The sequence below is a fragment of the Streptomyces sp. NPDC046870 genome (assembly GCF_040704595.1).
Classification (GTDB): Bacteria; Actinomycetota; Actinomycetes; order Streptomycetales; family Streptomycetaceae; genus Streptomyces; species Streptomyces argyrophylli.
Genome location: NZ_JBEYXM010000014.1, coordinates 74,433 through 99,086, shown reverse-complemented (window position 1 = coordinate 99,086; position 24,654 = coordinate 74,433). Strand labels below are relative to the sequence as shown.

At 69.6% G+C, this 24,654-nt stretch carries 19 protein-coding genes and 3 pseudogenes; 8 read left to right on the top strand and 14 right to left on the bottom strand.

Features of this window, described 5'->3' with window-relative positions:
• The first annotated feature begins 340 nt into the window (after positions 1-340).
• Positions 341-478 carry a hypothetical protein gene (locus AB0946_RS26810; RefSeq protein WP_366763196.1) on the top strand — a complete coding sequence of 46 codons (138 nt, stop codon included), beginning with the start codon at positions 341-343 and terminating at the stop codon, positions 476-478.
• A 191-nt stretch (positions 479-669) separates the two neighbouring features.
• Here the strand turns inward: AB0946_RS26810 and AB0946_RS26805 are convergent, their stop codons facing one another.
• The 7 genes from AB0946_RS26805 to AB0946_RS26775 form a co-directional block, all read right to left on the bottom strand.
• Positions 670-1,125: a hypothetical protein gene (locus tag AB0946_RS26805; RefSeq protein WP_366763195.1), complete on the bottom strand. Its 456-nt coding sequence runs from the start codon at positions 1,123-1,125 to the stop codon at positions 670-672.
• Between the two features lie 188 nt (positions 1,126-1,313).
• Positions 1,314-1,784, bottom strand: a complete 471-nt coding sequence (locus AB0946_RS26800; protein WP_366763278.1) for a hypothetical protein — start codon at positions 1,782-1,784, stop codon at positions 1,314-1,316.
• A gap of 226 nt (positions 1,785-2,010) precedes the next feature.
• Positions 2,011-3,231 (bottom strand): cytochrome P450, encoded by a 1,221-nt coding sequence (locus AB0946_RS26795; protein ID WP_366763194.1) that lies wholly within the window; start codon positions 3,229-3,231, stop codon positions 2,011-2,013.
• A gap of 35 nt (positions 3,232-3,266) precedes the next feature.
• Positions 3,267-4,634, bottom strand: a complete 1,368-nt coding sequence (locus AB0946_RS26790) for an FAD-dependent oxidoreductase (RefSeq protein WP_366763193.1) — start codon at positions 4,632-4,634, stop codon at positions 3,267-3,269.
• On the bottom strand, positions 4,631-4,858 hold the full coding sequence (locus tag AB0946_RS26785; protein WP_366763192.1) for a ferredoxin: 228 nt from the start codon (positions 4,856-4,858) through the stop codon (positions 4,631-4,633). Before AB0946_RS26785 ends, AB0946_RS26790 begins: the two co-directional genes overlap by 4 nt.
• A 614-nt stretch (positions 4,859-5,472) precedes the next feature.
• Complete coding sequence (locus AB0946_RS26780; RefSeq protein WP_366763191.1) at positions 5,473-6,117, bottom strand: DUF305 domain-containing protein; 645 nt, start codon at positions 6,115-6,117, stop codon at positions 5,473-5,475.
• 54 nt (positions 6,118-6,171) lie between these two features.
• The gene (locus tag AB0946_RS26775; protein WP_366763190.1) at positions 6,172-7,050 is read right to left on the bottom strand and encodes a DUF1996 domain-containing protein; all 879 of its coding nucleotides are present in this window, start codon (positions 7,048-7,050) and stop codon (positions 6,172-6,174) included.
• A 387-nt stretch (positions 7,051-7,437) separates the two neighbouring features.
• Here AB0946_RS26775 and AB0946_RS26770 point away from each other — a divergent pair, with 387 nt between their 5' ends.
• Together AB0946_RS26770 and AB0946_RS26765 are read left to right on the top strand one after the other, a co-directional pair.
• Entirely contained in the window at positions 7,438-8,439 is a 1,002-nt protein-coding gene (locus AB0946_RS26770; RefSeq protein ID WP_366763189.1) for a LacI family DNA-binding transcriptional regulator, read from the top strand.
• Between the two features lie 112 nt (positions 8,440-8,551).
• Positions 8,552-8,689 (top strand): annotated as a pseudogene (locus tag AB0946_RS26765) (IS5/IS1182 family transposase); the annotation flags it as partial.
• A 213-nt stretch (positions 8,690-8,902) separates the two neighbouring features.
• Here the strand turns inward: AB0946_RS26765 and AB0946_RS26760 are convergent.
• Positions 8,903-9,895, bottom strand: a complete 993-nt coding sequence (locus tag AB0946_RS26760; protein WP_366763188.1) for a YncE family protein — start codon at positions 9,893-9,895, stop codon at positions 8,903-8,905.
• Between the two features lie 205 nt (positions 9,896-10,100).
• Between AB0946_RS26760 and AB0946_RS26755 the strand changes: the two are divergent.
• A pseudogene (locus tag AB0946_RS26755) lies at positions 10,101-10,246 on the top strand (IS630 family transposase); the annotation flags it as partial.
• A 107-nt stretch (positions 10,247-10,353) separates the two neighbouring features.
• Here the strand turns inward: AB0946_RS26755 and AB0946_RS26750 are convergent.
• A pseudogene (locus tag AB0946_RS26750) lies at positions 10,354-10,473 on the bottom strand (IS481 family transposase); the annotation flags it as partial.
• A gap of 150 nt (positions 10,474-10,623) precedes the next feature.
• Positions 10,624-11,022 (bottom strand): VOC family protein, encoded by a 399-nt coding sequence (locus tag AB0946_RS26745; protein WP_366763187.1) that lies wholly within the window; start codon positions 11,020-11,022, stop codon positions 10,624-10,626.
• Between the two features lie 93 nt (positions 11,023-11,115).
• Between AB0946_RS26745 and AB0946_RS26740 the strand changes: the two genes are divergently transcribed.
• Positions 11,116-12,105 (top strand): YafY family protein, encoded by a 990-nt coding sequence (locus AB0946_RS26740; RefSeq protein WP_366763186.1) that lies wholly within the window; start codon positions 11,116-11,118, stop codon positions 12,103-12,105.
• 328 nt (positions 12,106-12,433) lie between these two features.
• On the opposite strand, the gene AB0946_RS26735 is transcribed toward AB0946_RS26740, so the two are convergent.
• Positions 12,434-13,678, bottom strand: coding sequence for a cellulose binding domain-containing protein (locus tag AB0946_RS26735; protein WP_366763185.1), 1,245 nt, complete (start codon positions 13,676-13,678; stop codon positions 12,434-12,436).
• A gap of 214 nt (positions 13,679-13,892) precedes the next feature.
• The gene (locus tag AB0946_RS26730) at positions 13,893-15,539 is read right to left on the bottom strand and encodes a ricin-type beta-trefoil lectin domain protein (RefSeq protein ID WP_366763184.1); all 1,647 of its coding nucleotides are present in this window, start codon (positions 15,537-15,539) and stop codon (positions 13,893-13,895) included.
• Between the two features lie 369 nt (positions 15,540-15,908).
• Between AB0946_RS26730 and AB0946_RS26725 the strand changes: the two genes are divergently transcribed.
• On the top strand, positions 15,909-17,513 hold the full coding sequence (locus AB0946_RS26725) for a glycoside hydrolase 43 family protein (RefSeq protein WP_366763269.1): 1,605 nt from the start codon (positions 15,909-15,911) through the stop codon (positions 17,511-17,513).
• Between the two features lie 60 nt (positions 17,514-17,573).
• Here AB0946_RS26725 and AB0946_RS26720 read toward each other — a convergent pair whose 3' ends face one another.
• Complete coding sequence (locus AB0946_RS26720) at positions 17,574-18,587, bottom strand: LacI family DNA-binding transcriptional regulator (protein ID WP_366763183.1); 1,014 nt, start codon at positions 18,585-18,587, stop codon at positions 17,574-17,576.
• 200 nt (positions 18,588-18,787) lie between these two features.
• Between AB0946_RS26720 and AB0946_RS26715 the strand changes: the two genes are divergently transcribed.
• Together AB0946_RS26715 and AB0946_RS26710 are read left to right on the top strand one after the other, a co-directional pair.
• The gene (locus AB0946_RS26715) at positions 18,788-19,753 is read left to right on the top strand and encodes a glycoside hydrolase family 6 protein (protein ID WP_366763182.1); all 966 of its coding nucleotides are present in this window, start codon (positions 18,788-18,790) and stop codon (positions 19,751-19,753) included.
• 91 nt (positions 19,754-19,844) lie between these two features.
• Positions 19,845-21,119, top strand: coding sequence for a glycoside hydrolase family 6 protein (locus AB0946_RS26710; RefSeq protein WP_366763181.1), 1,275 nt, complete (start codon positions 19,845-19,847; stop codon positions 21,117-21,119).
• 475 nt (positions 21,120-21,594) lie between these two features.
• On the opposite strand, the gene AB0946_RS26705 is transcribed toward AB0946_RS26710, so the two are convergent.
• On the bottom strand, positions 21,595-24,213 hold the full coding sequence (locus tag AB0946_RS26705) for a PKD domain-containing protein (RefSeq protein ID WP_366763180.1): 2,619 nt from the start codon (positions 24,211-24,213) through the stop codon (positions 21,595-21,597).
• Positions 24,214-24,654 lie beyond the last annotated feature (441 nt).

Genomic DNA, 24,654 nt, shown 5'->3' with positions numbered 1-24,654 from the left:
GAGCGGGGCCGGGCAGAGTGGATTGTCGGCCAACATCGGTCCCGAACAAGGCATCACGTCCTGCAGGCCTCTCTCGTCGGGTCCAGAAGCAGTTGGATGACTTCCACTCGGCACCCTCGTCCGGGTGCCGTACCCAAGACAGGAGTGGAAGATGTTCCCAGTCAAACGAAGCCTCGCGGCAGCGGCCGTTGCCGGAGGGCTTCTGCTCAGCATGGCCGGTCCCGCCATAGCTGCTGACGCACGTGAGTCAAAAGCATCAGCCCGAGCCTCCGTCGTCTGCTCCGTCGTACCCATCGACGCCACCATCCGCAGCACACCTGGAGGCCAGACTGTCGGAACCATGCGCTCCGGCGACCGGTTCCGCGTGGACAACTTCAACGACAACGTGTGGGTGATCGGCGCGGGGTATCGCCTGGACACCGGCTACCTCATTGCCGCCGGGTACACCCTGCGCAGCAATCTCATCTGCAACCTCTGAGCCCAGACCACGGACGCCGGAACCTCTCACCCCCCGGTGCACAGCCCACCCGGGGGGAGAGGCGGCCCTCACCTCGACCTGACCGGCATCACCCGAGCAGTGGCCACGCTGAAAACGCTCGGTGCTTCCGTTCGCTCGTCGAGCCGGCACGGTAGCCGCGAACGAAGGTGCGCACCGCCGCGGTTGAGGGCTCAGGAGCTCTTGTACATCGAGACCGTGAAGCTGACATTCTTACCGCTGTGGTAGTCGGTGCTGTCCCACACCGAGATGTGAGACCTGTCCTGCATCCGCAGTTGCAGCACCTCATCGGCGTTGCTCCAGTTGTATCCGACGAACTGGAAGTTCGGCTCGGGACTGTCTCCCGTTCTCCTGTTGCCCCAGCTGCAGATATGCGACGAGTCGTTCTCGCAGACGGACCAGGCCCTGGCATACAGGTGACAGTCCTCTCCCTGCCATAGGTCGATGCGCTTGAGCCTCGCGTCGGATGAGCGCCACGTTCCGTTGAACCGGTTGGCGGAGCACAAGGCAGCTGCTTCTTTCGCCGAGGTGACGGTGAGCACCACCGAGAGGGAGAGCGTCAGTGCGACCGTCAGGAGCACGGCCATGATCTGGCGTAGTGGAATGCGGGCAGAAGATACCTGTGTCATCGTGAACCTCCGATAGCGGGTCGCAGCGCGGGGCATCCCGTCGTCACACGACGTGTCGTCCCCCTCGCTTCGGCTGAACGCCACTCATTCAAGCCCGCATCATTCAGCCCTTTACCCCCTGCATATTCCAGGGCAGCACTCCGCAATCCTGATCGCAAGTCGGCAGGATCTTACATTTCGCGCGCGATTCAATGATGAATGCGGTCGCTCAAAGAGGATCGGTCAAAACGAACCAGCGTCCGCACCAAGTCCCGTCCGAGCGACTTCCGTCGGGCCGCCGCCCGCCCGGGGGCCCTCTGTCCGTCCAGCCCGGGCCGGCACCGCCGGTTCCAAGGAACGACCGCCTTGGCGTCCGCGGTCTCGCCTGAAGCAGTGGCGCTGTCCTGGCCGGGGTGCACGGTGTACCTCACGGCCTTGTGCTGGCGTGACCTTTCGATGCGGCCCTTCTTGGCGAGGAGTTGGGAGGTGCTGCGCACGACTTGGACGGACGTCACCCGTTCGGGGTGCGCCACGTTGACCGTGTCGAAAACCTCACGCGCGGGATGCGGGTGTCCCGCAGACTTCACCAGCAGCTGTACCCCCCGGCGTGCGCGCTCGTGGAAGCCGACCGTGCCCGGCCCGGCACCGCGGAACACCTGGCCGGCGCTGCCGAGCATCACCGTGCTCGACCTCGACCTTCCCGCCGCGTGGACCGTCGCCCGCCAGGACACCTGGGCGGCGGCCCACTGCCGGAACGCGATCAGACTCAGTCGCTGTCGGCGTACGCATCCATTCACGGGCCCCATGACCGAGGCACCAACCACCCTCCCGGGAGCCGTTCGATGAGGGGAGAGCGCACTGCGGAGCACACCACGGCGCGACCTGCCACTGGTCTCGGCTGCCCCGTCAATCGCCACCTTGCTCGACGCCCAGATGGATCGGCCCGCGCAGAATGGGGCTGGGCCGGTACGGCGGTGGATCGGCGACCAGCCTGGGGCGGTGGAGTCGGCGTACCAGCTCGGTCAGCGCGATCTGGGTTTCCCGCCGGGCCAGCGCGGCGCCGAAGCACGAGTGGATGCCGCTGCCGAACCCCAGGTGCTGGTTGTCACGCCGATCCGGGTCGAAGTGGTCGGGATCGTGGAAGCGCTTAGGATCGCGGCTGCCCGAGGCCAGCATGAGCATGATCCGGGCGCCCTTGGGGATGACGGTGCCGGCTACGGTGATGTCGCTGTAGGCCGCCCGCCAGGGAATGATGTGCACGGAGGGCTCGTAGCGCAGCAGTTCCTCGACCAGTGGCACGACGAGCTCGGGTTCCTGGCGCAGTCGCTGCAGCACCTGCGGGTGGCGCAGCAGTGTCAGCATGCCGTTGGCGATGAGGTTGACGACGGTCTCGTGGCCGGCGATGAGCAGCAGTTTGGCTGTGGCGGCGATCTCTTCGTCGGTCATCCGGCCGTCGGGCCCGTCATCGTTGGCCAGCCGGGCCAGCAGACCGTGGCCGGGCCGGCCGTGGCGCTGTTGCACGAGCCCGCCGAGGTGCCGGCGCAAGTCCTTGCGGGCCTGTACGCCTTTGTCCAGCTTCTCCTTCGGGTCCGTCTCGGGGTTGTAGTCGACCGAGTTCATGATGTCGTTCACCCAGAGGTGGAACCGCGGTTCGTCCTCGCGTGGAACACCGAGCAAGTGGCAGGTCACGGTCACGGGGAACCGGCAGGCGAAATCGTCGACGACGTCGATCCGCTCCTTGCCCGCGAAGTCGTCGATCAGACTGTTGACGATGGAGGTCAGGTCGCCATCCATGCCCGCCACCAACCCCGGGGTGTGCGGGGGGCCGAAGTGGCGCATCGCCATACGCCGCAGGCGATCGTGCTCGGGCGGGTCCCTCTTGATGAACGCCGTCGTGACGCCTTCCTCGAGTGCGGGCAGAGGACGCGACAGGTTGCGCACGTCGGAACTCAGGCGCGGGTCGTGCAGTAGGTCGGTGATCTCGCGATAGGTGCTGACGACGTAGCTGCCGTCCTCCTGCACAGCCACCGGGGTCTGGCGCAACTCGGCGTACAGCGGGTACGGGTCGGCCCGAGTGGAGTAGTCGAAGATCCGCCGCAGTGTGTCGGACGTCCCGGTCGTGGTCATCCGGCCCTCTTCCTGCCGATGCTGGTGTACGGCCGTTACGCGGTGCTGACCCGGGTCCGGCCGGTGACGACGGCGGTGGCGCCCTGAGCGAGCAGGCTGGGACCGGGCAGGTCGACGGGTACCGGTTTCAGGCCGGCCGGCCGGTCCGGCGTGGGGCAGCGTGGCGGGAAAGGCGCGGCCGTCTCGATCAACCGTCGGTAGTGGCGCAGCCACTTCGCGTTGTCGAAGCTCACCGCAGCCGTGACGCGGCCCCGATAACCATATGCGGCGACGAAACGGTGGCAGTCCGGCGATCCCTGGGTGACGACCACCTCGTCGGCGAAGGTCGGCACGCCGACGGACTTGATGTTGACGCCGAACTGGATCGACCAGAACACCGGGATCGACAGATGGGGCCGGCGGTCCGCCTCGGCGCTGACCATGTTGTGCGCCGCGACCTCGGCCTGCTCCACCGCGTTGGCCCAGTGCTCCATCGAAACGAGCCGGTCTTCGTAGAGGGGATGCGGGCAGCGCGCCACGTCCCCCGCGGCGAAGACGTCGGCGGCGGCTCGGCCATCGACATCGAGGGCGCAGCAGCCCGTGTCGCAGGCGACTCCCCACACGCCCGCCGCCAGCCCCGACCCTCGTAGCCACTCGGTGTTGCGGATGCTCCCCAGCGCCACTACCACCACCTCGGCGTCGACCGTGCTTCCGTCGTCGAAGTGAGCGCGGCGGAACCGACCCTGAGCGTCACCCTCAAGCCGGGTGACCTTGACACCGCACCGCAGATCGACGCCACGAGCGCGCTGCAAGTCCGCCGCAACCTCACCGATCACGGCACCCAGCGCCCCGGCCAGCGGGGCCGCCGCGAGTTCTGCGACCGTCACCGGCAGTTCCCGCTCCCGGCAGACGGAGGCGATCTCGGAGCCGGTGAATCCTGCCCCGATGATCAGAACGCGGGAAGGCCTTGCGGCGAGGGCCCGATGCAGGCTCTCGGCATGCTCGCGCGTACGCACCACGAACACCCTGTCCAGAGCCGCCTCGGACTCGGTGAACCACGGCCGGGCCCGTACGCCGGTAGCGATCAGTACCCGGTCGAAGGGAACGTCGCGCCCGTCGGCGAGTCGTACGTGGTTCGTCGCGAGGTCCAGCCCGCTGGCAGGCACGCCCAGCAGCCACTCCGCATCGACGCTGCGACGGCGGGGCAACGTGGTGGCCCCGGCCGGCACCCACCCGGTCAGTACCTGCTTGGACAGGGGAGGCCGGTCGTAGGGCTCGCCCGACTCGTCACCGATCATGGTCAACGATCCTGTGAAGCCCTCGGCGCGCAGTGCCTCCGCAGCCCGCAGTCCCGCCAGTGACGCCCCGACGACCACGATGCGGCCATGGCGCTTGAACGCCCGCAGAGTGCCGGCACTGGTCACGGCGCCGACGCCTCCACCGGAGCGTTCCGCTCTTCCAGCCGGTCGACCAGAATCGCCTGGACCGGACAGGCTGCCGCGGCGCGCAGCACAAGGTCGCGCTGAGCGTCGTCGGGGTTCGAGTCGTACATCAGCGCCTCCTCACCGTGCATCCGGAACGCCTCCGGAGCCAGGAAGGCGCACTGTGCGTACCCTTCACATCGGGAAAGATCAACGACCACTCTCATCCCGGTCTCCACGGGGAGGGCGAACTCCGTACCCCCGAACCGGCCCCGCTCCGGCCCGAGACAAGCCTCGAAAGGGCTGTGCCGTCGCCGCCTACCCCTGCGAAGTGCGTCGGTCTCCATGGAAGGGCCTGATCATCGCAGTGCAGACGATCGACGTTCGAAAACATCTACGAAGCTCATGGTAGGTCCCGAAACACGCAAAGAGGGGGTGGCCGGCTGGCTGATGTCGAAGCCACGGACCGTTGAGGCCCGAGCCGGCCCTCCCCGGCCGCCGTATGGTTGCGCTGGGGCGCACCCGACCCGGTCCCCGTCGGCCCGCACCGCCGCCATCACCGCAGCTCGGTCAGAAGAGTGCAGGGATGGCTCAACAGCTGCTTGTGACCTCCCCTGCACGGCTGCCAACCTCCCGATGAGCCACTGTGGTAGCTGTGTGTCAGCACATCGTGACACCCCGTGGGCCGGGAACAGTAGGAAGACAGCCCAGCAGGGCGTCAGTCGGTGCCCGAGCCACGACCACCGGAACCTGAGTATCAGCATCGATGCCGCTCCTGCGTCCGCACACCCTGGTGTCCGTGACTGGAGTGGAGCGGACCGACGACGACAAAGTGGGCTGATCACTCGCCGGGAGCGGAAGACATGCGACGCTGGGCGTCGGACGCGGAGGTGCCCACACTCAGCGCGACCCTCTTCACCTCCGGATCGGCGTCTGCCTTCCGCACACTCGTCGCGAGCATCCGTTTCTGCTTGAGGTGCTCACCTAGCGCGGACCGTAGAAGGCGGTCGAACTGCGAGCCTCGGGCGGCCTCCAACGCCCGCAGCTCGCGTGTGCTGACCATGCCGGGCATCTCGTGACCCGCGTGGGGGTTGTCATCGGGTATCCCGGCTTTGGCCAACAAGGCTCGCAGCGTGCCGAGTTCGGCGCGGTGGCTCTCGGCGGTGTCGTCCGCCCAGTCCAGCAGGCCCTTGTTGGCGGTCCGGCCCCGTGCCAACCTGAGGATGTGGTGTGCTTGATCGTCCATGGCGATCATCAGCTGGATCCAGCCGATGTCCGTGGCGTTCAGGCCGCCGTTCGCGGTGGTGGTGCCGCTGTGGTTCTGCCCGGGTCCGTGAGCCGAGGCATGTGGTGGGGCGGTCGTCGTCGCGCTCGCGGGCGGGACGGACGGTTGTGGCGCACCGGCACACCCCGGCACGGTGAGAGCGCACAGCAGAGCCGCGGCGAGCAAAGTCGCCCTCGGTGCGCCGGCCGCGGCATCTGCCATGTCTGCTCCCTGACCTCATCACTGTGGGACGTTCGGTGCGTCAGCGGTCAGCGGTCAGGACGGATTGCCGTCCGCTCCGCACTTGACGATCGCGTTGATGCAGTTGGTGACCCTGCGGGCGAGCTCGTTCTCGGGCCAGGCGTTGAAGAAGTCACCGTGCATGGTGTACCCGGGGCCGGAGGCCAGTCGCAGGCCCTGGGTGCTTCCGGAGACGGGATAGCGCAGGACCTGGCGGAGCTTGGGCACGGGCACCGGGTGGCTGGCCGGGCACGCGCCGCCGACCGGGTAGGCCATGTGGCTCTTGTGGTCGGCGGAGTCGAGGTCCTTGCCGTTCCAGCACTGCGGGAAGTCGAGGTAGGACTCCAGCATCGAGCCCGCGGGGCAGGTGACGAAGTCCTTGGACGGGTTGACCTCGCCGTGGTGCAGGCAGGACCAGCGGGCCACCGACGTGGGGTCGTCGACGCCTGTGGCCTTGGCGTTGCCGGCCACGATCCGCAGGCCCTGCGGGAAGGGCCGGATGCGCTGGATGACGTCGTCCCGTACCCCCTCGCCGAGGTAGTAGAAGGTGGTGCCGGTGGGCTCGACGGGCTGGTCGTTGCGGTACATCGTCGGGACCCAGTACGACGACGAGTCGATAGCCGGGTTGCAGGTGGAGGCGGAGCCCAGCAGTTGGGTCACGTCGGTGTGCGCGTTCGTCACATGGCTGCCGAAGAAGCTGTGCATGTGGGAAGCGCCAGGTAGACCGGGAAAGACGATCGGGTCGTCCGGGAGCCGGTGACTGTACGGGCACTCCGCGAGGAACTCTGCGACACGGACCACTTGGGCGCCCTGGGGAGCGGCCTTGATCTTCGTGATCTGCGGTTCGCCGGCGGTGGAGGCGGAGCCGCCGTACCAGGTGGCGAGTATGAGTCCGAGTGCCGCCAGGGCAGTCAAGCAGGCGCTTCGTGCGCGAGAACGCCCTGTGGGCGGGGAGGGGGAACGGTTGAGCACGGCATTCCTCCTAGGGAAGCGGTGGGGGTGCTCTGTTCCGGGACCGGTTCCGGAACCGGTCCCGGCCCTTACCGTGAGTGAAGCGACGTGTCATGCTGCCGTCAATACTTCGCGCAATCCGGGAGTCAACGAGTCTCACCGCCTTCAGTAGTTGACGGGTCCGTCGCCCCACGGGTCATGGCCTCCGGACGCCCGTCGCGGCCGGGCGCCGTCCAGGCCTGGTTCGCGACGCCAGGGTGTTGACATCGCGGAGACGCCGCTGTTTCACTCGGCGCACACGGGGTGGTCCTGCTGCCGGTCACGGCGTGTCCCGCGCGGTGGAGGTGTGCGGTGCGTATCACCATCGCGGACGTGGCCCGAGCGGCCGGCGTGAGCAAGACGACCGTGTCCCGGGTCCTCAACACCCGGGGTGAGGTGGATCGTTCGACCGCCGCCCGCGTCCGCGAGGTCATCGACCAACTGGGGTACGTGCCCAGTTCGGGCGCGGTGGGTCTGGCCCGCGGGCAGAGCCGTACCGTCGGCATGCTCGTGCCGTCGCTGACCTGGCCGTGGATGGGCGAAGTCGTCCAAGGTGTCGTCGATACAGTAGAGGCGGCCGATTTCGGGCTGTTGCTGTTCACCTGTAATCGAGGCGCGGACTCGGTCGAACGGTTCACCAGGCAGGTCTTCGCAGGAGCTTTCGACGGACTGCTGGTCGTGGAGCCGGAGAACACCCTGGCGATGCTGACAGCCCTCCACCGCAGAGGGCTCCCGGTCGTTCTGATCGACGACCGCGGCCGTCATCCCGAGTTCCCTCACGTCACCGCCGCGAACCACGAGGGGGGTGCCGCGGCTGCCCGACATCTGCTGGCCGTGGGACGGCGTAGACCGCTCGTCCTGACGGGACCGCTACGTTTCGGCTGCGTACGCGACCGACTCGACGGCTTCCGCACGGCTTTCGACGAGAGCGGCCACCCGCTCGAACCCGCGCTCATCGTCGAGAGTGACTTCACCGAGGCGGGCGGACGAGAGGCGGTACGTCACCTGCTGGAACAGGGCCTCGACTTCGACGCCGTCTTCGCCCACAACGATCTCGCGGCCGTGGGTGCCATGGCTGCCCTGCGCACCACGGGCATGCGGGTACCGGAGGACGTCGCCATCGTCGGTTTCGACGACATCCCGATGGCCCGCCTGACCCAGCCCCCGCTCACGACCATCCGACAGCCGATGCGGGAGATGGGCGAGGTGGCGGCACGCATGCTCCTCGCCCGCCTGACGGACACGGAGGCCCCCGGCCCGGTCACTGAACTTCCGACGTCGATCGTCGTCCGCCAATCCACGGTCAACAGCTGAGCCCCCGCTACCGAACGGCCGCAGCCGGTTCGGTCACCGCCCGGGAGAGGCCGATGAGAACTGGGCTCCCTACAGGGGCGGTACGCGAAGACGGTTCTGCACGGCCTCATCGGACGTCGAGACCGCCGCGCGCAACCCGCAGGAAAGGGGGTTCGTTCCGCAGCCGAAGCGGTGGGGGCGGGGCAGACTGCACCGATGTCTGGTCCGCGACTACGCATACCACCCGGCCTCGTCCGCCTTCCGCGTCTACTCCCTGCCCTGCCGGACCCGTCCGAGCACACGGACTACCGAACTGCTGCCGGAAAACATCGACGGCACCCGCGCCACACTGAAGGTCAGGCTCGGCATTCTCACCGAAGCCGACACCGGCAGCTTCACCAGGAAGCGCAGCAGCCGGCCGAGCACCGTGACCAGCAGACCCGTCCCAGCCTCACTCGGAAACAGAACATCACGAACCGCCCCCTCAGAAATCGATCACCCGCACCGATCCGCAGCAGTTCTGTGTGATCCAGGCGTGACGGCCGTCCGGCGTCAGCGCGATACGGGTGGGCCCGCCGACGCGGACGGTGTCGGTCACCTTGTTCGTGCTCGTGTCGATCACGGACAGGCTGTCCGAGTGTTCGTTGGTTACGTAAGCACGGTGGCCGTCGGGGCTCACCACGACGTCCTTCGGGTACGAGCCGACGGTGACGGGGCCGCCGGTCGCCTTGCCGGTCGCCGTGTCGACGACGGAAACGCTGCCCAGCAGGTCCGTGACGTACAGCCGGCGTCCGTCGGGTGTCACCGCCAGGCCGTACGTGAAGTTGCCGAGGCGGCCGGGCCGGCCGACGACCTTGTCCGTGGCCGTGTCGATCACGGACAGGGAGGTGGGGGTCCCGTAGCCGGAGTTGGCGACGTACACCCGGCGGCCGTCGGGGGAGATCACCACGTCGACCGGGGTGCTGCCGACCTTGATCTCGTCGACGACCTTGTCGCTCGCCGTGTCGATCACGGACAGGGAGTCGGAGTAGGCGTCGGCGACGTAGACACGGCGGCCGTCGGGACTGACCGCCAGGCCGAACGGACCGTCGCCGACGGGGACATCGTCGATTTTCATGTTCGTGGCCGTGTCGATCACACTCACCGTGGGAGACGCCTTCGAGGGACTGGTGACGTAGGCCCGGCGCCCGTCGGGGCTGATCGCGACGTCCTGCGACTCACCGGCTTCGATGCGGGAGGTTCGCTGCTGCGTGTGCGTATCGATCACCCACAGCTTGCCGAACCAGCCGCTGGTGACATACGCGTGGCCGCCGTCCGGCGATATCGCGACGCCGTACGGCCTGCCGGTGACGCTGACGGAAGAGCGGGGCGATGGGGGCGGCTCGGTCGACGCCGCGGCGGACGGTTGCGCCAGCGGACCCACCAGAGCGAACAGAGCTGCGGCGAGGCCGCACCGGATCCTTGACCGGGAACTCATGGGCGCCTCCTGCCCCTCTTCCAGGATGCCGCGCCCGGCAGCGCCCGCAAGCGGAGTTCAGCTACGCCCCTACGCCGCCGACGGGCGGGCCGGCCATCACCGACCACCAGACCAGCGGGGACTGGGGTCTGTCTCTCTGGTCAGCACCGTGCCCAGATGAGGATGGCAGCGAGGTGGAGCGCGGCCGGGCAGGCGAACGACACCACGGCGCACCACCACAGCCAACCGCGCCCTCGCCGATCCCGACGACTGATCACCGCCGTCCGACGCGGTCCACGGCAGCTCCAGTACCGACACGACGTCCTCGACGGCTGCCTTACCGGCACCGCCCTGCCGAAGACGATCCGGTAGTCGCTCCCGGCGTTCGGCTGATGGGCGGCCGGCCGCCGAGCACGGCGTGCGGCCGCTCGTGGTCGTAGGAATTCACCAGTTCCGGCGAGCGCGTCAGCCCAGGGCGTGGACCGGTGGCACGGGCCGTTGTCGGTGAGACAGCGGCAGATCGGTGTGATGCCGTGGGCGGCGACGAAGGCAACGGCCCGGCGGCGGAAGGGGACCGCGGTGACGGCCTTCTCATCGTCCAACGCCTCGGCTGATGGTGGGGCGGGAGGAGCCGAGGGTCAGCTGTGCGTTCCGATGTCCCCTGCAAGTGGCGTTCCTGCACTCGGCGGCCGCGTTCACCAGGAGCCTCGCGATCTCAGGTGCTCCCACGTGAGCGGCTGTGCTTGGCGTCAGCGTGCGAACTTCTCGATGGCCGCTGGGGTGACGGGGGTGAAGAAGTTGACGAGGTTGCCGTCGGGGTCACGGAACAGCAGCGAACGGTTGCCCCAGGGCATCGTGGTGGGCTGGGTGACGAAGTCGGTGACGAAGCCGGTCAGGTTGTTGTAGACGCGGTCCACGTCGTCTACGAGGAACTCGGTGATCACGCTGTGGTTGTCCGCCGGGCGGGCAGAGCCCGGGGCGAACAGCGGGACGGTGCGGGTGCTGCCGATCGCGAGCGTGGCGCCCGCGGTCTTGAGTTCGGCGAAGTCCTCGTTGGCCCACCTTGCCTGCCCTCCTGTGACGTGCTCGTAGAACGCGACGAGGCGCGCTACGTCGCCGGTGATGATGCGGACCGAGACGAAATCCATGGGAATCTCCTTGGCTGTGCTGGTGGCGTACACGTCGCAGGCTAGGAGAAATAGTGGACAGAATCGGTCCTGTATTCGCGTTAGGCTGCGAACATGCCTCGACCCACCGGCCGCGTGCTGACACTCCTGGAGCTGCTGCAGTCGGGCGGCATCCGAACTGTGGCGGAGCTCGCGGACCGTCTCGGCGTAGAAGGACGCACTGTGCGGCGGTACGTGGACCAGCTGATCGACCTGGACGTGCCCGTGGAGTCGGTGCGCGGCCGCTACGGCGGGTACCGGCTGGCTCCCGGGTACCGCCTGCCTCCGCTCATGCTCAGCGACGACGAGGCGCTGGCCGTGCTGCTCGGCCTGGTGGCCGGTCGCAGGGCAGGGCTGACGACGACGGAGCGCACGGCGAACGAGACGGCGTCGGCGAAGATCCGGCGGGTGCTGCCCAAGCACATCGCCCGTCGGCTCGACACACTCCTGGAAGCTCTCGCCTTCACGGATCAGCCCGGCGAGTTCGACACCCCGGACGCCGGGGTCCTGCTCACCATCGCCGATGCGGTGCGCCACCGCCGGCCGGTCTCGATCCGCTACACCGACCGTGACGGACGGCCCAGCGAACGCACACTGCACGCGTACGGGATCGTCGCCCACGCGGGCCGGTGGTACGTCACGGGGAAGGACGCCCGGATCGGCGAGGACCGAACCTTCCGGCTCGATCGGATCGCAGACGCGCGGACCCTGCCCGGCTCGTTCGAAGCGCCCGTGGGTCCCGCTCCCGCACAGCGTGTGTTGTCAGGGTTCGCCACGGCCGGGTACCGGCATGAGGTGACCTTGCGGATCCGCGGGACAGTTGAACAGATCCGCGCCCACCTTCCCGTCAGCGTCGCGAGCCTGGAGGAGCACGAGCCCGCCGCCGGCGAGGACCGGGCGACCGAGCGCTGGCTGCGCGTCGAGCTGCGGGCGGAGCGGCTCGACTGGTTGCCTCCGGTACTCGCCTCACTCGACCGGCCGTTCGTCATCGAGCGCCCCGACGAACTGCGCGACCTCGTCATCGCGCTCGCCGATCGCCTCACGTCCTGTGCCCGCCGAACCTGACCCGAGGAAACCAACGTCATGAGAGGGCACACCTGAGCAGCGGCGCCACGTCCAGAGGGTCATGATCGCCCCGCAGACGACCGTGGTCGATGCGCTGAGCACCGCCCCCGCTTGCCCCCGCACGGGCGGTACGGCCTGGGGGAGCGGGACCAGGTGGGTGACGTCGTCGCGGCGCGCGTCAGCCGGGGCACATCCACCGAGACGCGCAAGGTGGATACGTGCTGCCCCGGCCCGCGAACATGCTGCTGCTCGCAGAGGCGCTCTCGCCCCGCATCGGCGGCAATGCCTCCGAGCCCGGCGCGCACCTCGTCCGCCGCCTGGGCGGGGGTCAGGACCCCGTGCAGGCTGCGCCGTTGAGGGTGTAGGCGCCGGGCGGCGCGGTGTTGCCCTCGTGGACGGCCTGGAAGCCGATGTCGACGGAGGCACCGGGGGCGATGATGGCGTTGTGAGCCACGTTCCTGGCGGTCACCCGGCCGGAGACGGGGGAGTAGTCCGCGTTCCAGCCGGAGGTGATGGTCTGGCCGTCGGGAAGGGTGAACCCGAGGGACCAGCCGTCGACCGCCGTGGTGCCGGTGTTGGTGATGGTGATGGCCGAGGTGAGCCCGGTGTTCCACGCGCTGACGGTGCCGGTGACCCGGCAGGTCGCGGTCCCCGGTGGCGGCTCGGAGGTCTGGAATTGGGTGAAGAACCTCCACACCTCCGCCGGCAGCCAGGTCCTGGAACCGCTGTCACCCGGAGCCCCGTCCTGGGGAGCCGCGATGTGCCCTTCGTCGAACGCGGCCCAGACGACCGGATGCCCGGCCGAGCAGCCCGAGTATGCGGTGACCCGGTGGGTCAGGCTGCCCGGCGTGGGCTCCGGCGGGTTCTGGGGCGTGCAGCCGTTGTTCGTGACGAACCTGTCCCGCAGCGCCCGTCCACCGGAGATGCCGAGGACGTCGTCCCTGAGGCCGTGCACTCCGAGGTAGGCGATGGGCTGGGTACCGCCGTTGCATCCGCTGAGCAGCCCGCCGCTCTGGACCGCGACCGCGCGGAAGACCGTCGCGCGCGAACACGCCAGGGCGTACGACATCGCGGCGCCGTAGCTGAAGCCGAGGGCGAAGCGCTGGGCGGTGTCGACACACAGGTCCGCCTCGATCCGCCTGAGCAGGTCGTCGACGAAGGTGACGTCCTCTCCACCGGCGTTGGCCCAGCCGTTGTTCAGACCCTGGGGTGCGACGAAGACGGCGCTGTCGTTCGCCAGCCGCTGGAGCCCGTAGTAGGCCCAGGTGCCCGTCTCCACGGTGCGGCCGGTGGCGACGTCGGTCGCGGTGCCGCCCAGCCAGTGGAACCCGAAGACCAGCCGGTAGGGGCGGTTCCGGTCGTAGCCGTCGGGGACCCGCAGGATGAACGCGCGGCTCTTGCCGTTGGTCTGGATCGTGTGCGTCCCGCTCGTCAGCGTGGGGGCCTTGCCGCAACCGGAACTCACGGCGCTGCCGGCCGGTGCGGCAGCGGTCCGGGTGGCCCCGCGCGGGGTGCCCTCGCTCTGGCCCAGTGCTGTGCCGCCCATGCTCAGGACGACCAGCACCGCGACCATGGCGGGCCATAAGAGAGATCTTGTCCTTGTCATCATGCGACTCGCCTTCGGTTGTGGACCGGCACGGCATGGAACGAGGGGCCGAGGTGCGGGGGCGAGGCAGCGCGGGTGTCCGTCCCCCACTGCCGGGGCCGTGGCGGTCTCGGCGGCCCGGCACGTGATGTCGGGAACGCCGGTGCGGGCGAAGCCGGCCGCACCGGCGGGCGGTGGTTGCTCAGGCGCGGGTCCACTTCTGGCCGGCCTGGCCGTTGCAGGTCCACAGGACCAGCGGCGTTCCGTCGGCGGTGCCGGCCCCGTCGGCGTCGAGGCACAGGCCCGCGTGGACGTTGCGGATCGACCCGTCCGGGCCGAGGGTCCACTTCTGGTTGTCCTGGCCGTTGCAGGGCCACGTGATGACGCGGGTGCCGTTGGCGGTGCCCTGGTTGTACGCGTCCAGGCACTTGTCGCCGTACACGCGGATCTCCCCGCCGGCCCATGTGGTCCACAGCTGGTTGGCAGCCGTGTGGCAGTCCCAGAGCAGTACCGTGGCACCGGCGGCGGTGGAGGCGTTGTCCACGTCCGCGCAGCGGCCGGACGCGTTGCCCCGCAGACGTGAGGTGGTGGCGGCCAGGGGGCTGCCGCCGGTCACCCGGAACACGGCCACGCCGTGGGCGGGGACGCTCGCCGAGATCTGCCCGGACGTGCTCGACGTGCCGCCGGTCCACAGGTCGGTGAGGGTGAACGGGCCGCCGGAGAGGCCGACTTGCGCGGCCGTCGTGGTGACCGTAGCGGTGCCGCCTCCCCGGTTGAACAGACCCACCGCGACGGAGCCGTCCGACAGGGGTTCGGCGAACACCTCGGTGGCGCCGTCGTCGCGCACCCTGCGCCCGCCCGCGCCCAGCGGATCCTGGTTCACCGCAATCAGGCGCGGGTTGCGCAGGATCGCGCTCACGTCCGCGGACATGGTGCGGATGTCGTTGCCGGCCATGAGCGGGGCGCTCAGCAGTGCCCAGAGGGCGAAGTGGGAGCGGGACTCGGTCAGTGTCAGGCCGGGACGGCCGACGACCAGCATGTCCGGGTCGTTCCAGTGTCCCGGACCCGACTGCGCCGCCAGCGGCGCGGTGACGTCCAGGACGTTGCCGACCCCCATCGGGTAGCTGTTGGTGTTGCCGTTCTGCCAGATGTCGAGCAGGTCCTCGGTCGTCCGCCACAGATCGGCGACCTCGCCCCAGTTGTAGGTCGAGCCGGTGATGGCGTGGAAGCTGTTGGGGTTGATGGAGTAGACGATCGGCCGGCCGGTGGCGCGCAGGGCGTCACGCATCAGCGTGAACCGCGCGACCTGCTCGTCGCGGGTGCCGCTGGGGGAACACCAGTCGTACTTGAGGTAGTCGACGCCCCAGGAGGCGAACGTGGCGGCGTCCTGGGCCTCGTGCCCCCTGCTTCCGGTCGAGCCCGGATAGGCGCCGCTGGTCTGCGCGCAGGTGCGTTCGCCCGGCACCTGGTAGATCCCGAACTTCAGGCCCTTGCCGTGGATGTAGTCCCCGAGCGCCTTCATCCCGCTCGGGAACTTGGCCGGATCGGCCCGCAGGTTGCCCGCCGTGTCACGCTGCGGGTCGAACCAGCAGTCGTCGACCACGACGTACCGGTAGCCGGCGTCCCGCATGCCCGAGGAGACCATCGCGTCGGCGGCCTGGCGCACCTGTGCCTCGGTGATTCCGCATCCGAAGCTGTTCCAGCTGTTCCACCCCAGCGGTGGTGTGAGCGCGGGGCTGCCCGGCGCGGCCGAGGCAGTGGAGTGGGCCGAGACCGTCACGGTCGCGGTGATGGTCAGTGCGGCGGCCGCGAGGAGGCGGAGCAGTCGTCCGCCTGATCGTCTGAGCACGTGGGGCTCCTTCGGCACGGCGAGGAACGGACAGTTCGAAATTTCGATCGGCATTCGGAAATCCGAGGCTCCCACGGATACTAGAGCGGAGCCTGAGCATGTCAACGTCGACGGAACAAGCCAACCGCGCTTCGGGCCGATGGCCGTCGCAGGGGCCACTACCTGGGTCAATGGTGAAAAGGCCGGTGGCAGTGCGGTCCGTCCGATGCCGAATGTGTCGATCGACGTGTCGAAACTGCAGGAGGTCTTGACGGGGGCAATCGGTCTCCTATCATCCAGCATGCTCGATAAATCGACCGATGTTCGATATCGCGAACACATAGAGCCGTTCCACCCAAACGGAAGCCGAGGAGGGCGCCGCACATGGATATGTCATGGCCCCAACAACCATTATCCCGTCGGCGTGCGCTGACGGCCGCCGGCGGCCTGGCCGCCGGCGCCCTCCTGCCCCGTGGAGCCGCCCTCGCGGCCGCCTCCACGTACACGAACCCGGTGATCTGGCAGGACTTCGCGGACATCGACGTCATCCGGGTCGGCGACACGTACTACGCCTCCGCCTCGACGATGCACTACTCACCGGGCGCGCCCGTCCTGCGCTCGTACGACCTGGTGCACTGGGAGATCGCCGGCCACTCGGTGCCCGTGCTCGACTTCGGTGCCAAGTACGACCTGAACGGCGCCCGCGGCTATGTCAGAGGAATCTGGGCCTCGTCACTGGCCTACCGGCCGAGCAACAGAACCTTCTACTGGCTCGGCCAGATCGACTTCACCCGGACGTACGTCTACACCGCCACCGCCGTCGAGGGGCCGTGGAACAGGCTGACGACGATCGGCACGCCCTACTACGACGCGGGACTGCTCGTCGACACGGACGACTCCCTGTACGTGGCGTACGGGAACACCGCCATCAGCGTGGCCCAGCTCTCGCCCGACGGCCGTGACCAGGTCCGCGCACAGCAGGTGTTCACGACGCCGTCGAGCGTCGGCACCCTCGAAGGCTCACGCTTCTACAAGATCAACGGGCAGTACTACATCTTCCTGACCCGCCCCGCGAACGGTCAGTACGTCCTGAAGTCGTCCAGCGGCCCCTTCGGCCCCTACACGATGCGACAGGTCCTCCTCGACCTGCGCGGGCCGATCCCCGGCGGCGGCGTCCCGCACCAGGGCGGGCTGGTGCAGACGCAGAGCGGCGCCTGGTACTACCTGGCCTTCGTGGACGCCTATCCCGGCGGCCGGGTGCCCGCGCTGGCCCCCGTCACCTGGACCTCGGACGGCTGGCCTGTCGTACAACTCGTCGACGGCGCATGGGGCACCTCGTATCCCAGCCCCGTCGTGCCCCCTCCGCCCCGTCAGGTCACCCCCATGACCGGTGTCGACACCTTCGACGGTACGACCCTCAAGCCGAGATGGGAATGGAACCACAACCCGGACAACACCAAGTGGTCGGTCGGCAACGGGCTGACCCTGCGGACCGCCACCGTCACCAACGACCTGTACTGGGCCCGCAACACCCTCACGCACCGCATCCAGGGTCCGACCTCCACGGCCACCGTGCAGATCGACCACTCCGCCATGCGGGACGGCGACCGCGCCGGACTCGCACTGCTGCGGGACGCCTCCGCGTGGATCGGTCTCAAACGCGACGGCGGCGTGACACGGGTGGTGATGGTCACCGGGCTGACCATGGACACGAACTGGAACACCACCGGCACCGGCTCCGAGGTCGCGAGCGCGCCCGTCTCCGGTGGCCGCGTCTGGCTGCGCGCGACCGCGGACATCCGCCCCGGCGCACCACGCCCCGGCACCTTCTCCTACAGCACCGACGGCACCACCTTCACCCGCCTCGGACCCGCCTTCTCCATGGGCAACGACTGGCGGTTCTTCATGGGCTACCGATTCGCCCTCTTCAACCACGCCACGCAGGCACTCGGCGGCGCTGTCCGCGTCACGCGGTTCGAGCTGTCCACACCCTGACCCGGTCCACCGATCGCAGGACCCGACCACCTGCTGACAGCCGGGGCCCCGCCACAGCCGTCAGGCACTGGAACGGACGACCAGATGGGTCGGCAGGATCAGCGCAGTGGGGTCCTGCCCGTTGACGAGGGCGACCAGCATGCGCGCCATCTCCCGCCCCAGAGCCTCTATGGGCTGATGGACGGTGGTGAGCGGCGGATCGGCGTTCCGGGAGACGCTCAGGTCGTCGAATCCGACCACGGCGACGTCGGCGGGGACCTGCCGGCCGGCCTGCCGCAGCGTGCGCAGCGCTCCCACCGCCATGTTGTCGCCGGCTGCGAACACCCCCTCCACCTCAGGGCGGTTCGCCAGCAGCGCGGCCATGGCGGCGGCTCCGCTGTGCTCGGTGAAGTCCCCCTCCTGCGGCGGCAACGGATCGAGGCCCGCGGCGAGCATGGCGTCCCGGTAGCCGCGGTACCGGGCGCGCCCGGCCTCGGTGTCCAGCCGCCCGCAGATCGCGGCCACACGGGTCAGGCCGCGGGAGAGCAGATGCTCGGTCGCCTTGCGCGCCCCGCCGACGTTGTCGACATCGACGTACCACCGGGGAGTCGTACCGACCGGGCGTCCGCCGAACACGACGGGCATCTGCGCCTTCTCGGCCACTGGGGTCAACGGGTCGTCCTCGCGCAGCGCCATCAGCATGGCGCCGTCGGCGCCCCTGGAGCGAAGGAGTTCCGCAACCCGCTTGCGACCGCGGTCGGAAGCGGCCAGGCACAGCATCAGATGCAGGCCCGCCTCCTCGAGAGCGGCTGACGCCCCCACGATGACCTGGGCGAAGAAGGGATCGGCGAAGATCGACGGATCTTCCCCGGAGACGACCAGGGCGGCCGCTCCCGTCTGCCGGGTGGCCAGGGCGCGGGCGGTCGGGTTGGGGACGTAACCGAGCTGCCGGACGGCCCGTTCGACGGCTTCACGTTTGGCGCGGCTGACGTGCGGAGCGTTGTTGAGGGCGCGGGAGGCCACGGAACGGGAAACGCCGGCGCGTTCGGCCACCTCGTCGAGCGTCGGCTGCCGCCGCGGCGCATCTTCTGCCATGAGCCGGGAGTCTCTCACAGGTCAGCAGCGCGCGGAGCGATCGGCTGGGACCGCTTCCAGTCACTACTCCTTCATTGCGGTCAAGGCCAGTCATGCGCCGAGTATTGACAGCTTAATCAGCCCACTCCACGATTGGGACCGCTTCCAATGGGAGCGCTCCCAATGCACTCGAATCCCGCTCAGGAAATCGAGGTACAGCCATGCGCCGCAGCATGCGACTACTGGTGGCAGCCCTCTTCGCCCTGCCGTCCGCGCTCGCCCTCGCACCGTCCGCCCACGCGGCCGACCCGACCACCATGACCAGCGGGTTCTACGTCGACCCGGACTCCAGCGCCAAGCGGTGGGTGGCCGCCAACCCCGGCGACGGCCGGGCGCCCGCGATCAACGCCTCCGTCGCCAACACCCCGATGGCCCGCTGGTTCGGCTCCTGGAGCGGCACCATCGGCACGGCCACGGGGGCGTACGTCGGAGCGGCGGACTACTCCGACAAGCTGCCCGTCCTCGTCGCCTACAACATCTACAACCGTGACTACTGCGGCGGGCACTCCGCGGGCGGGGCCGCCTCACCGTCCGCCTACGCGAACTGGATCGCCCAGTTCGCCGGCGGAATCGCAGGCCGCCCGGCGGTCGTCATCCTCGAACCGGACTCCCTCGGGGACTACGGCTGTATGACCCAGGCTCAGATCGACGAACGAGAGGCGATGCTCACCAACGCCCTCGCCCAGTTCAGCCGCCAGGCCCCCAACACCTGGGTCTACATGGACGCCGGCAACCCGGGTTGGGTCAGTCCGGCGACCATGGCCAAGCGCCTGCACGAAGCCGGCCTCCGTCAGGCCCACGGCTTCTCGCTCAACGTCTCCAACTACTTCACGACCGCCGAGAACACCGCCTTCGGCAACGCCGTCAACAGCGAGCTCAGTGCCCGCTACGGCTACACCAAGCCCTTCGTCGTGGACACCAGCCGCAACGGCAACGGCTCCAACGGCCAGTGGTGCAACCCCGCGGGCCGCCGCATCGGCACCCCCACCCGGACGGGCGGAGGCGCCGAGATGCTGCTGTGGATCAAGACCCCTGGCGAGTCCGACGGCAACTGCGGCGTCGGAGCCGGCTCCACGGCCGGACAGTTCCTCCCCGAGGTCGCCTACAAGATGATCTACGGCTACTGATCCGGGACTCCCGCCGCCCGCACAGACGGATCGGCGTTCCGCCCGGCCGGCGGGCATCCGCCACCACCACCTCACCGACCAGGAAGCAACCATGAATCCACGCAGCCTTCGGCGCCGCGCGGCCGTCGTCGTCGCGGCCCTCACCGCAGGCGCCGCTCTGACCGCGACGCAGGCGCAGGCCACACCCACGCAGGACGTGATCACCCCGGCCACGAAGTTCTACGTGGACCCGCACAGCAAGGCCGCGCGGCAGGCCCTCGCCGACCTCGGAAACGGCGACACCGAGAACGCCGTGAACATGGCCAAGCTCGCCAGCTGGCCGCAGGCCGCGTGGTTCACCGAGGGCACGCCCGACGAGGTGCGCGGCAAGGTCGGTAAGCTCGTCCACCGAGCCCGCGCCGTGGGCCGGACCCCGGTCCTGGTCGCCTACAACGTCCCGGGCCGGGACTGCACGCAGTACTCCAGTGGCGGAGCCGCATCCTCCGCCGCCTACCGGCAATGGATCGATGCCTTCGCCGCCGGCATCGGCTCCAGCAAGGCGGTGGTCGTCCTCGAACCCGACGGCACGGCCCTCCTCCCCAAGGACTGCGGACCCACCACCGACCCGACGGGCGAACTCACCGCCGCCCGCATCGCCGACCTCGCCTACGCCGTGAAGACCCTGAAGGCCAAGCCGCGCACCGCGGTCTACCTGGACGCGGGGAACGTCCAATGGCGGCCCGTCGGCGAGATGGCCCAGCGGCTGCTGGACGCCGGGGTCCGCCACAGTGACGGCTTCGCCCTGAACGTGTCCAACACCCATCCCACCGACCACAACACCAGATACGGCACCTGGATCGCCAAGTGCATGTGGTTCGCCACCGAAGGACCCGAGGAGGCGCGCGGCCACGCCGAGCGCTGCGCCGACCAGTACTACTCGGCGGCCGCCCCCAACGACGGCACCCCCGGCAACGCGGTCTCCTCCACCGATCCCGCCACCTGGCGGTGGACCGACGCCTGGTACGACCAGAACGTGGGCACCCCGCCGGCCGACCGGCTGCAGCACTTCGTGATCGACACCAGCCGCAACGGTCTGGGCGCCTGGACCCCGGAGCCGGGCAAGTACACCGGGGATCCGGAAGCCTGGTGCAACGCACCCGGCCGCGGTCTCGGCCCGCGCCCCACCGCCGACACCGGCGTACCCCTCGTCGACGCCTACCTGTGGATCAAGATCCCCGGTGAGTCCGACGGCAGCTGCACGCGCAACACCGGCGGCACCATCGACCCCGAGTACGGCATCGTCGACCCGCCCGCCGGTACCTGGTGGCCCGACCAGGCCCACACCCTGGCCCGCAAAGCGGCACCGCGCCTGACCTTCAACCGCTGAGCGGTCGAGGCTGCGAGCCGTCCTCCGGCTTCCCGGAGAAGAGCGCACCTGAGGCACCGTCGGATCGAGGAGGGGTTTCTGCATGCGGCGGGGCGCGCGAGTCAGTGCCGTCGCCTGGGATCTCCGCGCCGCTCACCTGGGCACGGGCGTTCCGTCCCAGGAGAAGAAGCCACCGGTGGGGCCGTCGTCCGGCAGCAGGGCCAGGTCGTCGCCGGGAGCGGCGGATGTTGACGATGCGCGGCTGCGGGGACCGGCATAGGGCGGGCAGGAAGGCATTGGTCACCGTCACCACCCCGGAGCCGTTGGTCGGCAGCCGGAGGAAGTCGCCCAGGCCGCGGGCGACGCCGGTTGTGCGCGGGGGTTGTACCTCGGGGGGCGTTCCCGGTCCTCCCGAACGGCCGGGGGACGTGAGAGATCGGGTGCCCCGGGAGTTCTCCGGGGCACCCGCGGGTGGATGGGACGGCCCGTTGTGCGGTCAGCTCACGGTGTTGAGGCCGTAGTCGCCGAGGAGGTCGATGTCGACGTCGACGGCGGTGGAGCCGGCGTTGTAGAGGTCGATCTCGCCGTTCGCGCCCACCTTGACCAGCGCGGCGCCGGCCGCGGGGTGTCCGCTGGTGTAGTCGGCCGAGTGCACGTCCGGTCGGGTGGTGCCGTCGGCGTAGGCGACGAGGTAGCCGCTGCCGGTCGGCGAGGGCACGGTGAGATTGAGGTCGACCGCGTTCACCGCGCTCGCCGGTACCCCGTGGGCGCCGGTGACCTTGAGCCTGAGCGTGGCGTGCGCGCCGAGCTTGGTGGTCCTCCCGCCGCTGCCCGTACGGGTGTTGAGGATCCGGACCGGGCTGACCGGCTGGAACGTCGTCCCGCTCGCGGTGGGGCCGTACCAGCCGACCACGTCCGCGACGAGGTGCGCCGAGGACTTGCTGTTGTTGCGGAGTACGACCTTGCCGTTGATCAGCGGAACCATGGGGACGACAATCTGCGCGCCGGCGGTCTGCCCTGTGGTCCAGTACGGGCCGCTCACACCGGAGTTGACGGTGCCGGCGGGGGAGGCGGTGAGGCTGCCGGAGCCCTTGGTGGCGGTGGCCACCACGTTGAGCACCACGGCGTTCGCGTCGGCCGGGACGCCGTGGGCGCCCGAGACGGTCAGGGTGACCGAGTGGCCGCCGGGGACCGCCCCGGTGTGGCCGCCGGTGGCGCCGCGGGTGTCGAGCAGACGGATCGGCGTGGCGGGGTGGTAGGTACGGCCGAACTGCGTGTGCGACTGGAGGCCGAGCGTGGCGACGTTGACGGTGACCGGGCCGGAGCTGCTGTTGTAGAGGTCGATCGCACCGGTGGGAGTCACCTTCACCGTCGCCTCGTTGGAGACCGTCCGGCCCGGCTCGAAGCCGACGGTGGAGGTGCCCGGCCGGGTGGTGCCGTCGGTGTAGAGGGTGAGGGTGCCCCTCGCCTTGGCACCGCTGGTGACGACCTGCAGGCGCGCCGCGTCGACGCCGGCGGAGTCGGCGTGCACGGTGGCCGCGGAGAGCTTCAGCACGCCGTGGGCGGGGATCGTCCTCTCGGCGTCGTGCTGCGCGGTGATGGGCAGGAAGGCGTCCGCGGCGTGCATGGTCACCTTGGCGGTGGTGGTGCGGCCGAGCAGGTCGGTCTGGGTCAGCGTGGCCGTGTACGAGCCCGTTGCCGGATACTGGTGCTCGATCTTCTGCGGGCCGTCGGCCAGGCTCTCGTGGTCACCGTCACCGAACGTCATGACCCGGGAGGCGACTTCCCACGCGTCCGCCGGTTGCGCGACGGTGAACAACGCGTCCCCGGCGTCCACCTGCCCGTCGGCAGTGGTGACCAGGGCGCCGGAAAGCGAGGCGGCCGGTGGTGTGGCCGTACCCGCGTCGACGGCAGCGGACCGGACGGTACGGCTCGACCCGTCGACGTCGGTCACCGTGATGACCGGGGCGTACACGCCCGGCGTGGTGTAGGTGTGCGTGATCGGGGTGCCCGGTGCCTGGGTGACCGGGGCGCTGCCGTCCCCGAAGTCGACCGAGTACGTCGCGATGGGCTTCCCCCACGAAGTGGTGGCGTCGTCGGTTCTCACCGAGGTGACGAACGGCGCGACGCCCCGTGACGGCGACGGCATGTCGTCGCCGGGGACGGTGATGGAGTCCTGCCGTTCGACGGCGCCCCGGTCGGGGTGGGCCGCCGGGCCGGTGCCGGTGTCGTGGACGAGGGGGTCGTCGACGAGCGGGGAGCCGTCGACGTCGGTGGTGAGCTCACCCGGTGCGTCGGCGTCGGCGGAGTCGATGAGCGCGGAGTGTTCTGCCGGCGCCGTGGCGGTGGGCACGTTGAGCCCGTCGATGTCGTGCGCGCCCTGCCCGGTCGCGTCGTGCAGCGACACGGCCGTGGTGTAGGGGGTGCCGGCCCACGCGTACTCGGGCCGGGGCCGGGCGGAGGTACCGACACCGTTCGCCGCCACGTTGTAGTCGCCGGTGACCTGGTCAGCGGATGCGGCGGACACAGAGTAGAGCGGAGCCGTGGGCGCTGGGCAACTGTCGGTCTGCTTCGCTGCGACAGAGGCGACCACGTTGTTCTCCACGGTTCCCCGGCTCGCGCCTTCCAGCGAGATCCCGGTGGCGCACGGAGTGATGACCGTGTTGCTCGTCACGGCGGCGCCGGAGGTTCCCGTCAGCACGATTCCGCCCCGCCGCGGATCGGTCACCACGTTGGTGGTCACGGTGACCTGCGAGGCTCCCGACTGCGCCTGCACGCCGTAGGCGTACCCGTCCGGAACCCTGTTTCGCGACACGGTCACGTTCGAGGAGGCGCCGTCCACGCGGACCGCGGTACCGGTGCCGCCGGCCGACGGCACCGGGCGACGGAACGACAGCCGGTCGAGAGTGACGCCCGTGGAGCCCGTCACCGCCACCGCCTCCGCGCTCGCGTAGCCGATCCCCATCGACTGGATACGCACGTCGTGCACCGCATCGAGCGTCAGCGCCGGTGTGGACCCCCTCGGCGTGAGGACGGCCGGCGAGCCGCCGGGGACGAGGGCGGCCCCGGTGAACGTGATGGGGGCGTCCTTGGTGCCGGACCGGGTCAGGGTCACGGACTCGACGTAGGGAAGGCCGTTTGGTGACTCAACACGAACCGTCTGCCCCGGTACCACCGCGTCCGCCGCTGCCTGCACAGTGCAAAAAGGCATGCTCGCCGACCCCGTCGCCGTGTCGCTGCACACCCCGTCGTGATTCACATACAGCGTCCCGGCCGGGCTCGGCTCAGCCGCCGCCTCACCGGTTCCCCAGCCGCTCACCACCCCTGCCACGACGAGAACGGCCACGGACACACCGGATGCGGGGCGAGGTCTTCGCATATGAGCTCCAGGGAAGAGTCGGCGGTGCGGACGAGGGCACCGGGGCCTGATGCGCGGGTCGTCGACCCACCGCTCGTGAGGCGATGACGCGGTAGGAGCAAGCCGCCGGTCGCAGGCACGACCCACCGGTCCCGGACGGTTCGGCTCAGGAGCTGTACGCGGCCCTCATGATCTCAG

Coding starts and splice junctions, on each gene's coding strand:
- AB0946_RS26810 (WP_366763196.1), top strand. CDS start 341: ATGCGCTCCGGCGACCGGTTCCGCGTGGACAACTTCAACGACAACGTG.
- AB0946_RS26805 (WP_366763195.1), bottom strand. CDS start 1,125: ATGACACAGGTATCTTCTGCCCGCATTCCACTACGCCAGATCATGGCC.
- AB0946_RS26795 (WP_366763194.1), bottom strand. CDS start 3,231: ATGACCACGACCGGGACGTCCGACACACTGCGGCGGATCTTCGACTAC.
- AB0946_RS26785 (WP_366763192.1), bottom strand. CDS start 4,858: ATGAGAGTGGTCGTTGATCTTTCCCGATGTGAAGGGTACGCACAGTGC.
- AB0946_RS26780 (WP_366763191.1), bottom strand. CDS start 6,117: ATGGCAGATGCCGCGGCCGGCGCACCGAGGGCGACTTTGCTCGCCGCG.
- AB0946_RS26760 (WP_366763188.1), bottom strand. CDS start 9,895: ATGAGTTCCCGGTCAAGGATCCGGTGCGGCCTCGCCGCAGCTCTGTTC.
- AB0946_RS26745 (WP_366763187.1), bottom strand. CDS start 11,022: ATGGATTTCGTCTCGGTCCGCATCATCACCGGCGACGTAGCGCGCCTC.
- AB0946_RS26740 (WP_366763186.1), top strand. CDS start 11,116: ATGCCTCGACCCACCGGCCGCGTGCTGACACTCCTGGAGCTGCTGCAG.
- AB0946_RS26735 (WP_366763185.1), bottom strand. CDS start 13,678: ATGGTCGCGGTGCTGGTCGTCCTGAGCATGGGCGGCACAGCACTGGGC.
- AB0946_RS26725 (WP_366763269.1), top strand. CDS start 15,909: ATGTCATGGCCCCAACAACCATTATCCCGTCGGCGTGCGCTGACGGCC.
- AB0946_RS26720 (WP_366763183.1), bottom strand. CDS start 18,587: ATGGCAGAAGATGCGCCGCGGCGGCAGCCGACGCTCGACGAGGTGGCC.
- AB0946_RS26715 (WP_366763182.1), top strand. CDS start 18,788: ATGCGCCGCAGCATGCGACTACTGGTGGCAGCCCTCTTCGCCCTGCCG.
- AB0946_RS26710 (WP_366763181.1), top strand. CDS start 19,845: ATGAATCCACGCAGCCTTCGGCGCCGCGCGGCCGTCGTCGTCGCGGCC.